A 13374-nucleotide genomic window follows, 5' to 3' on the forward strand; every position below is an offset into this window, starting at 1 on the left:
ATGAGCGCCTTCGACTTCCTGATGCAGGGGCTGGCCACCGCCTCGGACCCGATGCTGCTGTTCTATGCGCTGATCGGCGTGACGCTGGGCACCGCCGTGGGCGTCCTGCCCGGCATCGGCCCGGCGCTGACCGTGGCGCTGCTTCTGCCCGTCACCTATCGGCTGGACCCGGCGGGGTCGCTGATCATGTTCGCCGGCATCTATTACGGCGGCATGTACGGCGGTTCGACCACCTCGATCCTGCTGAACACGCCGGGCGAGAGCGCCTCGATCATCACCGCGCTGGAAGGCAACAAGATGGCCCGCAAGGGCCGGGGCGGGCCGGCACTGGCCACCGCCGCCATCGGTAGCTTCATCGCCGGGCTGATCGCGACGCTGCTGCTGGCCTTCCTGGCGCCGACCATCGTCAAGGTGGCGCTGGTGTTCGGCCCGCGCGAATATTTCGCGCTGATGGTCCTGGCCTTCGTCACCGTCTCGGCCGCTTTCGGCGATTCCGCCCTTCGCGGGCTGACCTCGCTGTTCCTGGGCCTGGCGCTGGCCTGCGTCGGCATCGACCAGCTGACCGGGCAGGCGCGGCTGTCCTTCGGCCAGGCCGAGCTTCTGGACGGGATCGAGGTCACCACCATGGCCGTCGCCATGTTCGCGGTGGGCGAGGCGCTGTTCATCGCCGGCCAGCGCGTGCAGCACGACGACGAGGTCACCGCCGTCAAGGGCTCGGTCTGGATGAACCGCCAGGACTGGGCACGGTCCTGGAAGCCCTGGCTGCGCGGCACCGTGATCGGTTTCCCGATCGGCGCCATGCCGGCCGGCGGGGCCGAGATCGGCACCTTCCTGAGCTAGGCGACCGAGAAGAAGCTGACCAAGCACCCCGAGGAGTTCGGCCAGGGCGCCATCGAGGGCGTGGCCGGTCCTGAGGCCGCCAACAACGCCAGCGCGGCGGGCACGCTGGTGCCGCTCTTGACGCTGGGCCTGCCGACCTCGGCCACGGCGGCGATCATGCTGGCGGGCTTCCAGCAGTTCGGGCTGCAGCCAGGCCCGCTGCTCTTTGCCACCAACCCGACGCTGGTCTGGGGGCTGATCGCCAGCCTGCTGATCGCGAACGCGATGCTGCTGGTGCTGAACCTGCCGCTGATCGGGCTGTGGGTGAAGCTGCTGACCATTCCCAAGCCCTGGCTCTATGCCGGCATCCTGCTGTTCGCGACCCTGGGCACCATCGGCGCCAACCCCTCCAGCGTCGAACTGGGGATGCTGTTGGGCTTCGGCGTGCTGGGCTATGTGATGCGGCTTTACGGCTATCCCATCGCGCCCATCGTCGTCGGCCTGATCCTGGGCCCGATGGCCGAGCAGCAGCTGCGCCGGGCGCTGTCGATCAGCCAGGGCGACTGGAGCTATCTGCTGCACTCGCCCATCGCGGCCACGCTGCTGGGCCTGGCCGCGCTGGCGCTGATCGTGCCGCTGATCCTGCGCGCGCGCGGCAAGGGCGAGGTGCTGGCGCAGCTGGCCGGCGACGAGGACTGATCCCAAGACCCGCCATGATCCCAGGTCATGGCGGGTCTGACCGAATGCGCGTTGCGGATGGACGCGTGCGGGCCCATCTGTGTCTTGTTGAAACCAAGACCAGACAGGCAAATCAGATGACCGCCCTTCAGTCCCTCCGCTCGTTCTTCGGCGCCTTCCGCGCCGCTGTCCATGCCGCCGCCGCGGTGGACATGCACCGCAGCCCGGATGCGCGCGACCTGAAAATGCTGGGCATCTCGCAAAAGGCCTTCCGCGCGATCCATCTGTGATCGCGGCCGGTCCGGCCGATCCGACGACACCCATGCCGCCGCCCCGATCTTCGGATCCGGGCGGCTTTTTCATGTCCGTGCCGCCGTCCCGGGCCTTTGCGTAAGTGACGTTCAGTTGGTGCTTGGCTTGGCCGCGCGCTGCGGGCAATATGCCGCCAGTTTTGTTTGAGTATTTTTCGCGGAGGCCCGGATGAACGCCCCCAAAAGCCAGGCCTGCCGTCGCGGCCGCCCGATCCGCCCGGCCCTGCCGGGACGAGGTGCGGCATGAAGCACGAGCCGTTCCTTTCCGAACCCGAGGCCGCCGCGCAGGGCGACCTGCAGTTGCGGCTGGTGCTGGGCCGGGGCGCCGACGGGCTGCCGGTACTGGCCGAGCCCGTGCCGGGCGCGCTGCTGGTGCTGTCGGACCTGCCGCGGGCCGCCGCTGGGCTGGTCGCGGTCTGCAGGGACATTCCCGGCCGGACGGTGGTGCTGGGCTATGTCACCGCCGCGCAGGCGGCCCGGGCCGGGCTGGCCCAGGGCGGCGCCGATGCCGAGGGCTGGGTCAGCATCGGCTGCGGCAAGGCGCAGATCCGCCTGCATCCCGACGGCCGCATGCGGTTGAAGGCGCAGGACATCACCATCGATTCCGCCGGGCGCATGGGCCTGCGCGGGGCCTGGATCGACCTGAACTGAGGGCCGCAGATGTGGCAGGTTGAAAACCGCAGCCCCTTTCCGCATTGGGCGGGCTTCCAGCGCGACCATCAAGGCCGCAGCCTGTGGAGCATCGTGCTGAAGGCCAGTTTCGCCATCCGGCCCGATCAGCCCCTGCGCCATCTGGTGCCGCAGCCGCCCCTGCTGCAGGCGCCGCTGACCGAGGGCGAGCGGATGGTGGCGGACCGCGACATCTCGCTGCCGCGACCGTTCTGCGACGTGCTGCTGTCGGGCCATGCCCATCCGCCGGACGGGGCGAGCCCCGACCGGGGCTGGACCGCCAGCCTGCTCATCGGCGACTGGCGCAAGGCGCTGCGCGTGCTGCCGGCGCGGCAATGGCATCGCGGCCGGCCGCGTCCCGCACCGCAGCCCGGCGCCCCCGTGCCCCTGGACTGGACCGCGACCTGGGGCGGTCCCGAGGTGGCCGAGAACCCGCTGGGCCGGGGCACGCTCTGGCAAGAGGGGGCCGCGCTGCCGCGCCTCGTCCCCGAGGGTCAGGGCGAAAGCAGCCGGGTGCCGGTCAGCTTCGCCCCCGTGCCCCATGGCTGGCCGCAGCGCAGCCGGCTGGGCGGCACCTACGACCAGGCGTGGCTGCGCCGCCGCGCGCCCCTGCTGCCGGCCGATCTGGACCCGCGCTATTGGCAGGCGGCGCCGCCCGACCAATGGCTGGACCCCGAGGCCCTGTTCGGCGCCCCGGTTGAACTGATCGGCATCGCGCCGCAGCCGCTGCGCTTCGCGCTGCCCCGGCTGGGGTTCGAGGTGGCGACCCGGTTTCGCGGCCAATGGGTGCAGCATCCGCCGCGCCTGCAGATGCTGACCATCGACAGCGACGCCATGCGCCTGTCCATGGTGCTGCAGGCGGCGCTGCCCATCGGCGCCGCGCAATTCGACGTCAAGGTCGAGCGCAGCTTCATCGCCCTGCGCGAGCTGCAGGGCTTCGCCGTCGCCGCGCCCGACATGCCCGCCTTCGATGCGGCGCAAGGATAGGGAGGACGCATGGCCCATACCGTTTCGGCCAACGGTCTGACGATCTCGCACAGGGGCACCGGCGGGCACGAGGTGAACTCGACCCCGGATGTCTGCCGGCTGGCGAACAACGTGCCGGTGCCCTTCTCGATCATCTCCTTCTCGCGCGACCTGGTGCGCGGGACGCGGACGGTGCTGGCCGACGGCGGCAATACCATCGACTGCCGGGGCTCGGCCCACAGCCGCTGCATCGGCGACGAGCCGGGGGTGAACAAGGGCGTGATCTCTGGCACGCAGCTGCATGAAAGCACCTGGATCACCTGGTCGCCCAACGTCCGCGTCGAGGGGCGCAACATCGCCCGGCTGTCGGACAAGATGTTCATGAACAACCGCAACTGCATCTCGGGCGCCGGCGGGCATTACGAGGTGCCGGCGGCGATCACCGACCCGATCATGCGCGAATTGTGCAAGGTCTTCTGCGAGGCGCGCGACGAATGGCACCAGTGCAAGCGCTCGGGGCGGACGAACTGCCCGCGCCCCTCGGGGCTGGCCAAGGACAAGCTGGAGCGCCAGCTCGCCAACAAGGGCAGCACGCTCAGCCGCGCGCTCGGCAACCGGCTGGGCGCCGCCGAGCGCACCTTCTATTCCACCGCCGACAAGATCTTCGAGGGCGCGCGCAAGATCTACGACCGCTCGGGGCTGGAACGGGCGATCAAGCGCCAGGTCGAGAAGCTGATGCAGCGCAAGATCGTGCAGAAGGGTGCGCAGATGGCCGGCCGCGCCTGGCTGAAGCTGGTGCCGGGGCTGAACGTGCTGTCGACGATCTACGACGTGGTGGATACCGCCATCTCGGTCAAGGAGGTCTATGACATGATCAAGTCGAGCGACCTGTTGATGGACAAGGCGATCCGCATCCAGCCCGATTTCGCGGTCATGGACCAGGACGGCGCCCTGCAGGACATCTACGATTTCAAGTTCGACGATCCCGCGACCGGATACCAGGACGACTGGCAATCCGCGCAGCGCCAGCAAGAGGCCTACGGCCAGGCGCTGGGGAACGACAAGGTGCCGCAAAAGGTCGACAACCAGACCTGCCAATGCGACAAGGCGGCGGGCGCGCCGCCGGTGGGGATGATCTGATGCCCCCCGCGCCGCTGCAATACAACGAGACCACCTTCGCCCTGCCGGCCTTTCGGATGATGGGCTTCTTCGATCTGCCCGTGGCCGATCCGCGGATGCGGGCGGCGGCGCTGCGGGTGCTTGACCTGTTCCTGGTCGCCGCCGGTGACCGGCTGGCCTGGTTCATCAAGGCGGGGGGCGGGTCACGCAGGCCTGCGCCGCAGCCGGTCGATGACCGGACCATCGCCCAGGCGCGGGAATGGCTGGCGCAGGCACCGTTCGAATGGCCCTCGACCCTGCGCTTCAACGGCTGGCTGGACGCGCCCGATGCCATCGTCGCGCCGCCGCATCTGCGCATCGAGCAGCGCGCCCATCTGGCGCTGATCCAGGTCGAGTTGCCGCCCGACACGCCCGATCCGGTGGGCTTTGCCGATGCCTTCTGCGCGGCCGTCGCCGGGCTGCCGCTGGTCTGGGGCGTGATGGGCATGGGCCTCTATCTGCCGACGGCCAAGGACAGCCTGGTCTGGATGCTGCCCCGGGTCACGCCGCGCTTTCGCGCCGCCATCGAGGTGCAGCCCGACCAGGCCGAGCGCGCGCTGCGCCGCCCGGCCGGCGGCGGCGAGGAGGATACCCCTCGCATCCCCGACATCGGCTGGCGTTGCCTGATGGGTCCGGACCTTGGCGCGGCGCTGGATCTGTCGGCGCTGGCCGGAACGGCGGGGGTCGAGATTCGTGATCATGGCGGCTTTACCGCGATCACCGCCGGCCCGGCGCCGATCTGGGGCGACGTGAACCGGGCCGAGGATATCTCGGTCTATCGCGCCGTGGCCCAATCGCTGCGGCCGGCGCGCGTCGAGTGGAACTATGTCCGCAACGTGCTGTTCGGCAGCGGCGGCGGCGATGAAAAGATCGACCGGCTGGAAGACTGGTTCACACGTTACGGGGCATGACATGACGGTGCAGAAATATATCGCCAAGCTGACGCTCGGCCCGGTGCCGCAGAACCCCCGGCGGGCGCGGCTGACCCTGCGCTACAGCGCGGAAAAGGCGGTGAAACTGGACCTGGCCGGCGATGCCGAGACGCTGGCGGACAGCTTTGCTCCGCTGCGCCATCTGGCCGGGCGCGGCTTTCTGGGCGCGCGCGGGCTTGAGGTTTCGGTCGCAGCAGTCGGCCCAGACCTGATCGAGGTCCTGCTTCAGGCCGATCCGCTGCCGCGCGACCTGCTCGTGGTCGCGCTGCGGCTGCTCATCGCCGCCAACGACAACGACCCCGGCGATTTCCAGCAATTGCTGGATGCGCTCGACGGCGACCGCGAGGCGGCGCTGGCCATCTATGCCGGCACCGATTTTGAGACCGAGGTCGCCGGCATCGAGATCACCGCCGAAGGCGAGGGGCCGGCGGCGCCCTTCGACCCGTTCCACCTGGGCGGCGTGCCGGGTCCGGTCTGGCAGGCCGAGCGGCTGCTGGTTCCCGGATGGGCGGCGTGGATGCCCGATGCCGAGACCGAGGACGCGATCCTGATGCTGTCGGCGCTATGCGGCTTCCTGCCGCCCGGCACGCCGGCCGAGCACGAGCCGGGGGACGAGGAATATTTCCCCGCGGGCGACGACCTGGCGATCACCTCGATCTCGATCGAGGCGGCGGCCCTGCACGCCATCCTGGCCTGCCTGGGTCCCGCCCCGGTGCCCGAACCGATCGAGGCCTGAACCGGACATGCAGATCACGGCGTCCGGCCTGTCCACGGCTTTCGGCAAAGGCCTGGCCGCGATCATCGCGGCGGCCGAGGAGGACCTGTTGCCGTTGGCCCGCCGGTCGGATTTCATCGGCGCCGACTTCCGGCCGCAGCTGTGCGCCTTCGCCCCCGGCGCCACGCTGGACGGGGCCAAGGCCCGGATGCGGGCGCTGGTCGCCGAGGCGTTGCAGGATCTGGGCGAGTCCTTCGCTGCTTTGGGCCGGACCTGGCCGGCGGTGGGGCTGGTGCTGCTGACACCCTGCGGCGATCCGGGGCTGGAGGAAGCGCAGGCGCAGGCCATCGCCGGGGACATCGTGCAGGAGCTGCGCAACAGCGGCTGGATCCCTCCGGATGGTCCGGTGGTGGCGCTGCGGGGCGACGCCGCGACCGCGGTGCCCGCGCTGCGGGCCGCGGCCGAACTGACGGCGCAGGGCCGGCCCGTGCTGCTGATCGCGGCGGACAGTTTCTGCTGCCGGCGCCGGCTGAATGCGCTTTGCGACGCGAATGGGCTGTTCAGCCGCGACAATCCCTGGGGATTGGTCCCCGGCGAGGCCGCCATCGCCGCGCTGGTCGAGGCGGATGCCGTGCACGCACCCGCCTTGCAGGTGGCCGCCTTGGCCGAAGCCGAAGAGCCGGTGCCCGCCCAAGCCGAACGCGACAGCGCCTTCACCGGCTTGAGCGATGCGGCGCTGGCGGTGCTGGACCAGGCCGAGCGCCTGGGGCTTGCCGCGCCGCAGGCGCTTTTCAGCGATTGGAACAACAGCCGCTACCGCGCCTCGGAACTGTCCTATGCTATGGTCAGGATGACCGGCCTTCTGGCGCAGGAGGGGATCGAGCCGATCCATCCGGCGCAAAGATTCGGCCATGTCGGTGCCGGCTGGCTGGCCACCGCCTGCGCCACCGCGCGCGAAGCGTCGGCCAAGGGCGCGGCCGGTCCCGCGCTGGTGCTGTGCGGCAACGAACGCGACGGCGGCCGCGGCGCCTTCATCCTGCAGTGGCCCGCTGCCGCCGAGGTCCTGCCCTTTCCGGGCTGATTCCGCGCCGGAGGCGGCAATGCAGGGGCGACGAATCGCCTCCGGGATTCCGGAACCGTTACCCTGTATCGAATGAACTGCTGCAGATGCGGAGGTCGGGAAGGACGGGCAGGGAACACCGTGCTTTTCGTCCGCCTGACGCTCTCGACCGGGGAATCGGCGCGGCTGTTGTGCTGGCTGGTTAAGGCCCCTCGATCCGGTGCTTCTCTGGATCGAGGGCCTCGCCCTTCGGCTTGTCTGCGGTGCGGCGTGCGCGCTAGCCCAGCCAGAGGTCGCGCAGCAAAGCCTCGGCAAGATGATCGACCTGCCAGGCGTCGATGCGGGCCAGCCGTTCCTGTCCCTCATAGACCACCCGAAGCCGGTCGCCCGTCACCTCGTATTCGCCCGAAACCAGCGCGCCGTTGCGGCCCGTGATCGTGACCGTGCCTTTCATTTGGTCATCTCCTGCTGTTCTTTCGCCCAGCCTGCCTTGCACATGGGCGGAACAACAATACCACTTTCGGACAGTGTTGCCGAAAGGACGCATGGAAAGGGCGGAGCCGTTGCCGACCCCGCCCTTTTGCCTGGCTTATTATTCAATTCCGCGGGGTTGGCCGCGTCAGCTCATGCGGGTCAACACATGCTGCACGATGCGTTCGGCGGCATCCTCGGGCGTCAGATCGACGGTATTGACCGTGATCTCGGCGTTCTCGGGCAGTTCATAGGGGCTGTCGATGCCGGTGAAGTTCTTCAGCTGGCCCGAACGCGCCTTCTTGTAGAGCCCTTTGACGTCGCGCGATTCGGCGACCGCCAGCGGCGTGTCGACAAAGACCTCGACGAACTCGCCCGGCGCCATCAGGTCGCGCACCATCTGCCGTTCCGAGCGGAAGGGCGAGATGAAGGCGGTCAGCACGATCAGCCCGGCGTCGGTCATCAGCTTGGCGACCTCGCCCACGCGGCGGATGTTTTCCACCCGGTCGGCATCGGTGAAGCCCAGGTCGCGGTTCAGCCCGTGGCGGATGTTGTCGCCGTCCAGCAGGAAGGTGTGCTTGCCGAGCGCATGCAGCTTCTTCTCGACGATATTGGCGATGGTCGACTTGCCCGAACCCGACAGGCCGGTGAACCAGACCACGGCGGGCTTCTGGTTCTTCAGGCTGGCATGGGCCTCGCGGTCGACATCCAGCGCCTGCCAATGCACGTTCTGCGAGCGGCGCAGCGCGAAATGGATCATGCCGGCCGCGACCGTGGCATTCGACATCCGGTCGATCAGGATGAAGCCGCCCAGGTCGGGGTTGGTGGCGTAGGCCTCGAAGGGGATCGGCCGGTCGGTCGAGATGTTCACCACGCCGATCGCGTTCAGGCCCAGCGTCTTGCTGGCCAGATGTTCCAGCGTGTTGACGTTCACCTCATACTTGGGCTCGGTGACGGTCGCGGTCACGGTCTGGGTGCCGATCTTCAGGATATAGGGCCGGCCCGGCAGCATCTCCTGCTCGGCCATCCACACCAGCGTCGCCTCGAACTGGTCGGCCACTTCGCAGGGCGCGTCCGTCTGAGCGATCACGTCGCCGCGCGAGCAGTCGATCTCATCGGCGAAGGTGATGGTGACGGATTGCCCGGCCACCGCCTGGTCCAGATCGCCGTCGAAGGTGACGATGGACTTGACCGTCGTGGTCTTGCCCGAGGGCAGCACCCGGATCGCGTCGCCCGGCGCGACCTGTCCGGCGCCGATCTGGCCGGCGAAGCCGCGGAAGTCCAGGTTCGGCCGGTTGACCCATTGCACCGCCATGCGGAAGGGCTGTTCCTGCATGCGGGCATCGTTGACCGGCGCCTCTTCCAGGTGGCCCAGCAGGGTCGGGCCCTGGTACCAGGGCATCGCGGCGCTTTTGGTGACGATGTTGTCGCCCTTGAGCCCCGAGATCGGGATCGGCAGGAAGCTGTCCATGCCGATCTGCTTGGCGAAATGGCTGTAATCGCTGACGATCTCGTAGAAGCGCTCGGCCGAGTAATCGACCAGATCCATCTTGTTCACCGCCAGCACCACGTTCTTGATGCCGAGCAGGTTCACCAGATAGCTGTGGCGCCGGGTCTGGGTCAGCACGCCTTGGCGCGCGTCGATCAGGATCACCGCCAGATCGGCGGTCGAGGCGCCGGTGACCATGTTGCGGGTATATTGCTCGTGGCCGGGAGTGTCGGCGACGATGAACTTGCGCTTGTCGGTGGCAAAGAAGCGATAGGCCACGTCGATGGTGATGCCCTGTTCGCGCTCCGCGGCCAGCCCGTCGACCAGCAGGGCAAAGTCGATCTCGCCGCCCTGGGTGCCGACCGATCTGCTGTCGTTTTCAAGGCTTGCCAGCTGATCCTCGAAGATCATCTTGCTGTCGTACAAGAGCCGGCCGATCAGCGTCGACTTGCCGTCGTCGACCGAGCCGCAGGTGATGAAGCGCAGCATGGTCTTGTGCTGGTGCTTCAGCAGATAGGCGTCGATATCCTCGGCGATCAGCGCTTCGGTGACATAGACGGGGTCTTTGTTCTCAAGGTTCATCAGAAATACCCCTCTTGTTTCTTCTTCTCCATCGAGGCGGACTGGTCGTGGTCGATGGCGCGGCCCTGACGCTCCGAGGTCGTGGTCAGCAGCATCTCCTGGATGACCTCGGGCAGGGTCCTGGCCTCGGATTCCACGGCGCCGGTCAGCGGATAGCAGCCCAGCGTGCGGAAGCGCACCGATCTCATCATCGGCTGTTCGCCGTCGCGCAGGCGGAAGCGTTCGTCGTCGACCATGATCAGCAGCCCGTCGCGTTCCACGACCGGGCGCGGCTCGCTGAAATACAGCGGCACGATGTCGATGCCTTCCAGGTGGATATATTGCCAGATGTCGAGCTCGGTCCAGTTCGACAGCGGGAACACCCGGATCGATTCGCCCTTGCCCTTGCGGGTGTTGTAGAGCTTCCACAACTCGGGGCGCTGGTTCTTGGGATCCCAGCGGTGGTTGGCCGAGCGGAACGAGAACACACGCTCCTTGGCGCGGGATTTCTCCTCGTCGCGCCGCGCGCCGCCGAAGGCCACGTCGAAATTGAACTGGGTCAGGGCCTGTTTCAGCCCGTCCGTCTTCCACATGTCGGTGTGCAGGCTGCCGTGGTCGAAGGGATTGATGCCCTTTTCCATCGCCTCGGGGTTGTGGTGGACAATCAGTTCCATGCCCGCCTCGGCCGCGGCGCGGTCGCGCAGCTCGTACATGGCGCGGAACTTCCAGGTCGTGTCCACATGCAAGAGCGGGAAGGGCGGCGGTGCCGGGTAGAAGGCCTTTTTCGCCAGATGCAGCATGCAGGCCGAGTCCTTGCCCACCGAATAGAGCATCACCGGATTGTCGGCGGTGGCGACCACCTCGCGCATGATCTGGATGCTCTCGGCCTCAAGCCTTTGAAGATGGGTCAGCGTGGCCGCCTGACCCAGGGTTTCTGTCTCGGTGCTGCTCATGTGGATGGCCCCTGTTCAACGATGCGCCGTCCTTTGCCAGATTTTCCGGACAATACCAAGACCACCAGAGCGGGAATCCGCCTTCCTCCGCCGGTGGCGCACGGGGATGTGCATCGCGCCGGCCGTCAAGGACGCCGCCGCGGCGCAAGGGCCGACAAGCGCGTGCTCGGAAATATTCGTTTGCGTTCGCTTTGTCGGGGCCGGGCTACCAGCCGGTGACGCCCTCGACCGGCCGCGGCGGCACGGGCTGGGTAACGAGATGGCTCTTGCGCTTCTCGTAGAAGGCATTGCCGCCGGCCACGAGGACATAATGCATGTTGTCATAGCCGAAGCGGTGGCTGGCGGCGTGGAAGAACATCGCATTGCCGATCATCGGGTGGCGCTCGCCCCGCATGACGGCGCGGGCGGCCTCGCGCACCTTGGGCAGGCCGCTGTCGTTCATGCGCCGCGTCATGATGCCCGGCGCGAACTGCCCGCGCTGGCCGACGACGCCGCAGATCGAGCGCGGATACTGTCCGGATTCGACCCGGTTCATCACCACGCTGCCCACGGCGATCATGCCGTCGCGGCTGGAGCGGTTGGATTCGAAATACATCGCCCGCTCCATACATTCCAGCGGGCTGTGGCGCCTCCCCAGGCCGCAGCCCGCAACCAGCAGGACCAGGGCGGACAGGGCGGCGATCCGCAGTTTCGGGGTTGGGGCTGGCATTGGCTTTCCTTCCTGTTCTCTGCGCTGTGGATGCTTAGCAAGAGCGGAAGCCCGGCTTCAACAGGGATCGTTGCGGCGCCGATTCGTCGGGTCGCGCCGCGCGGATGGGCGAAAGGAAGCGCGCATCCGCCGCAGGTCCATGCTGCAAGCGCAGCAATTTTGCGCCAATCTTGCTGCGCTGCCGCGCATTGAAGTTCGTTTTTGTTATGAAACGATCATAAACGAAAATTAATGCTTGACCGTTGCGACGCCGGCATTGCACCTTTGCGGCAGCACGAAAGGGAGGGACCGGCGTGTCATCGGAAGCGCGACCTGCAACCGACCTTTTCGTTCTTGGCGGCGGCATCAACGGCTGCGGCATCGCGCGCGACGCGGCCGGCCGCGGACTGTCGGTGACGCTGGCCGAGATGGGCGATCTGGCGCAGGCGACCTCCTCCGCCTCGACCAAGCTGTTCCACGGCGGGCTGCGCTATCTGGAGTTCTTCGAGTTCCGCCTGGTGCGCGAGGCGCTGGAGGAGCGCGAGACCCTGCTGCGCGCCATGCCCCATATCAGCTGGCCGATGCGCTTCGTGCTGCCCTATTCGCCGCAGATGCGCTTTGAAAGCGACACGCCGACCTCGCGCCTGCTGGGCCTGGTCATGCCCTGGACGCGCGGCCGCCGGCCGGCCTGGCTGATCCGGCTGGGGCTGTTTCTTTATGACCACCTTGGCGGGCGCAAGATCCTGCCCGGCACCACGCGGCTGGATCTCGCGACCGACCGCTTCGGCAAGCCGCTGAAGCCCGGCTTCCGGCGCGGCTGGGAATATTCCGACTGCTGGGTGCAGGATTCGCGGCTGGTGGCGCTGAACGCGCGCGACGCGGCAGCCCGCGGCGCCACCATCCTGACCCGCACCCGCGTCACCCATGTCGAGCGCGTCGGCGATCTGTGGCAGGTCACGACCGAAGGTCCCGAGGGTCTGCAGACCCATCAGGCCCGCGCCCTGGTCAACGCCGGCGGCCCCTGGGTCGAGGACGTGATCCGCAATGTCGCGCATATCCGCTCGTCGGAAGGGGTGCGGCTGGTGCGCGGCAGCCATATCGTGGTGCCGAAGCTCTACGACCACGACCGCTGCTATTTCTTCCAGGGCAGCGACGGGCGCATCATCTTCGCCATCCCCTATGAGCAGGATTTCACCCTGATCGGCACCACCGACATGGACCACCAGGGTCCGCCGGGCGAGGCGCGCTGCTCGGACGCCGAGCGCGACTATCTCTGCGCCTTCGCCAGCCAGTATTTCGCCGCGCCGGTGACGCCCCAGCAGGTGGTCTGGACCTATTCCGGCGTGCGGCCGCTCTACAACGACGGCGCCAAGTCGGCGACGGCGGCGACGCGGGACTATGTGCTAAGCCTCGACACCCGGGGGCCGCCGCTGCTGAATGTCTTCGGCGGCAAGATCACCACCTATCGCCGGCTGGCCGAAGGCGCGCTGGAAAAGCTCGCGCCGTTCTTTCCGCAGGCCGGCCAGCCCTGGACGGCCGGCGTGGCGCTGCCCGGCGGCGATTTCCCGGTCGACGGCGCCCCCGAACTGATCGCGCGGCTTCGGGCCGGCTTTCCGTTCCTGACCGCGCGCCTCGCGCAGCGGCTGGTGCGCACCTATGGCACCGAGGCCTTCCTGATGCTGGACGGCGCGCAAAGTCTTGCGGACCTGGGCCGCGATTTCGGTGCCGGGCTGAGCGAGACCGAGGTAAACTGGCTCATTGCCAACGAATTCGCCTGCACGGCCGAGGACATCCTGTGGCGCCGCACCAAGCTGGGGCTGCACATGAGCGACAACCAGATCCGCGCGCTGGAAGGCTTCGTCGGATCGCGATGATCCGCCGCCCGGAGGGGGCGGCGAGGGGAG

The 13374-nt window shown here is 68.1% G+C and carries 12 protein-coding genes and 1 pseudogene; 9 read left to right on the forward strand and 4 right to left on the reverse strand.

From position 1 onward, the window contains the following. The 8 genes and pseudogenes from JCM7685_RS16600 (at position 1) to JCM7685_RS16630 (ending at position 7329) form a co-directional block, all read left to right on the forward strand. Positions 1 to 1518: pseudogene (locus JCM7685_RS16600) on the forward strand (tripartite tricarboxylate transporter permease). Between the two features lie 116 nt (positions 1519 to 1634). Beyond that, positions 1635 to 1787 (forward strand): hypothetical protein, encoded by a 153-nt coding sequence (locus JCM7685_RS19920; protein WP_170848901.1) that lies wholly within the window; start codon positions 1635 to 1637, stop codon positions 1785 to 1787. Positions 1788 to 2051: 264 nt separating this feature from the next. Continuing rightward, positions 2052 to 2459, forward strand: coding sequence for a hypothetical protein (locus tag JCM7685_RS16605; RefSeq protein ID WP_074966686.1), 408 nt, complete (start codon positions 2052 to 2054; stop codon positions 2457 to 2459). 9 nt (positions 2460 to 2468) lie between these two features. After that, the gene (locus JCM7685_RS16610; protein WP_074966687.1) at positions 2469 to 3464 is read left to right on the forward strand and encodes a DUF2169 family type VI secretion system accessory protein; all 996 of its coding nucleotides are present in this window, start codon (positions 2469 to 2471) and stop codon (positions 3462 to 3464) included. Positions 3465 to 3473: 9 nt separating this feature from the next. Continuing rightward, positions 3474 to 4583 (forward strand): DUF4150 domain-containing protein, encoded by a 1110-nt coding sequence (locus JCM7685_RS16615; protein ID WP_074966688.1) that lies wholly within the window; start codon positions 3474 to 3476, stop codon positions 4581 to 4583. Beyond that, positions 4583 to 5512, forward strand: coding sequence for a DUF3396 domain-containing protein (locus JCM7685_RS16620; protein ID WP_074966689.1), 930 nt, complete (start codon positions 4583 to 4585; stop codon positions 5510 to 5512). The genes JCM7685_RS16615 and JCM7685_RS16620 overlap by 1 nt, the downstream gene beginning before the upstream one ends. 1 nt (position 5513) lies before the next feature. Then, positions 5514 to 6269 carry a hypothetical protein gene (locus JCM7685_RS16625; RefSeq protein WP_074966690.1) on the forward strand — a complete coding sequence of 252 codons (756 nt, stop codon included), beginning with the start codon at positions 5514 to 5516 and terminating at the stop codon, positions 6267 to 6269. Between the two features lie 7 nt (positions 6270 to 6276). Continuing rightward, positions 6277 to 7329: a hypothetical protein gene (locus JCM7685_RS16630; protein ID WP_074966691.1), complete on the forward strand. Its 1053-nt coding sequence runs from the start codon at positions 6277 to 6279 to the stop codon at positions 7327 to 7329. 256 nt (positions 7330 to 7585) lie between these two features. Here the strand turns inward: JCM7685_RS16630 and JCM7685_RS19925 are convergent, their stop codons facing one another. The 4 genes from JCM7685_RS19925 to JCM7685_RS16645 all read right to left on the reverse strand — a co-directional run bounded on the left by JCM7685_RS19925 (position 7586) and on the right by JCM7685_RS16645 (position 11491). Further along, complete coding sequence (locus tag JCM7685_RS19925) at positions 7586 to 7762, reverse strand: hypothetical protein (protein ID WP_170848902.1); 177 nt, start codon at positions 7760 to 7762, stop codon at positions 7586 to 7588. 165 nt (positions 7763 to 7927) lie between these two features. Next, positions 7928 to 9850 carry a sulfate adenylyltransferase subunit CysN gene (gene cysN, locus JCM7685_RS16635; RefSeq protein WP_074966692.1) on the reverse strand — a complete coding sequence of 641 codons (1923 nt, stop codon included), beginning with the start codon at positions 9848 to 9850 and terminating at the stop codon, positions 7928 to 7930. After that, the gene (gene cysD, locus JCM7685_RS16640; RefSeq protein WP_074966693.1) at positions 9850 to 10782 is read right to left on the reverse strand and encodes a sulfate adenylyltransferase subunit CysD; all 933 of its coding nucleotides are present in this window, start codon (positions 10780 to 10782) and stop codon (positions 9850 to 9852) included. The genes cysN and cysD overlap by 1 nt, the downstream gene beginning before the upstream one ends. Before the next feature lie 205 nt (positions 10783 to 10987). Then, the gene (locus tag JCM7685_RS16645; protein WP_074966694.1) at positions 10988 to 11491 is read right to left on the reverse strand and encodes a cell wall hydrolase; all 504 of its coding nucleotides are present in this window, start codon (positions 11489 to 11491) and stop codon (positions 10988 to 10990) included. Positions 11492 to 11784: 293 nt separating this feature from the next. On the opposite strand from JCM7685_RS16645, the gene glpD reads away from it, so the two are divergent. Further along, positions 11785 to 13344: a glycerol-3-phosphate dehydrogenase gene (gene glpD / locus JCM7685_RS16650; RefSeq protein WP_074966695.1), complete on the forward strand. Its 1560-nt coding sequence runs from the start codon at positions 11785 to 11787 to the stop codon at positions 13342 to 13344. Positions 13345 to 13374: the final 30 nt, after the last annotated feature.

This window comes from Paracoccus aminovorans, from assembly GCF_900005615.1.
Lineage (GTDB): Bacteria > Pseudomonadota > Alphaproteobacteria > Rhodobacterales > Rhodobacteraceae > Paracoccus > Paracoccus aminovorans.

Excerpts from the sequence above, each read along its gene's own strand:
- JCM7685_RS19920 (WP_170848901.1), top strand. The coding sequence starts at position 1,635 with ATGACCGCCCTTCAGTCCCTCCGCTCGTTCTTCGGCGCCTTCCGCGCC.
- JCM7685_RS16605 (WP_074966686.1), top strand. The coding sequence starts at position 2,052 with ATGAAGCACGAGCCGTTCCTTTCCGAACCCGAGGCCGCCGCGCAGGGC.
- JCM7685_RS16610 (WP_074966687.1), top strand. The coding sequence starts at position 2,469 with ATGTGGCAGGTTGAAAACCGCAGCCCCTTTCCGCATTGGGCGGGCTTC.
- JCM7685_RS16615 (WP_074966688.1), top strand. The coding sequence starts at position 3,474 with ATGGCCCATACCGTTTCGGCCAACGGTCTGACGATCTCGCACAGGGGC.
- JCM7685_RS16620 (WP_074966689.1), top strand. The coding sequence starts at position 4,583 with ATGCCCCCCGCGCCGCTGCAATACAACGAGACCACCTTCGCCCTGCCG.
- JCM7685_RS16625 (WP_074966690.1), top strand. The coding sequence starts at position 5,514 with ATGACGGTGCAGAAATATATCGCCAAGCTGACGCTCGGCCCGGTGCCG.
- JCM7685_RS16630 (WP_074966691.1), top strand. The coding sequence starts at position 6,277 with ATGCAGATCACGGCGTCCGGCCTGTCCACGGCTTTCGGCAAAGGCCTG.
- JCM7685_RS19925 (WP_170848902.1), bottom strand. The coding sequence starts at position 7,762 with ATGAAAGGCACGGTCACGATCACGGGCCGCAACGGCGCGCTGGTTTCG.
- cysN (WP_074966692.1), bottom strand. The coding sequence starts at position 9,850 with ATGAACCTTGAGAACAAAGACCCCGTCTATGTCACCGAAGCGCTGATC.
- cysD (WP_074966693.1), bottom strand. The coding sequence starts at position 10,782 with ATGAGCAGCACCGAGACAGAAACCCTGGGTCAGGCGGCCACGCTGACC.
- JCM7685_RS16645 (WP_074966694.1), bottom strand. The coding sequence starts at position 11,491 with ATGCCAGCCCCAACCCCGAAACTGCGGATCGCCGCCCTGTCCGCCCTG.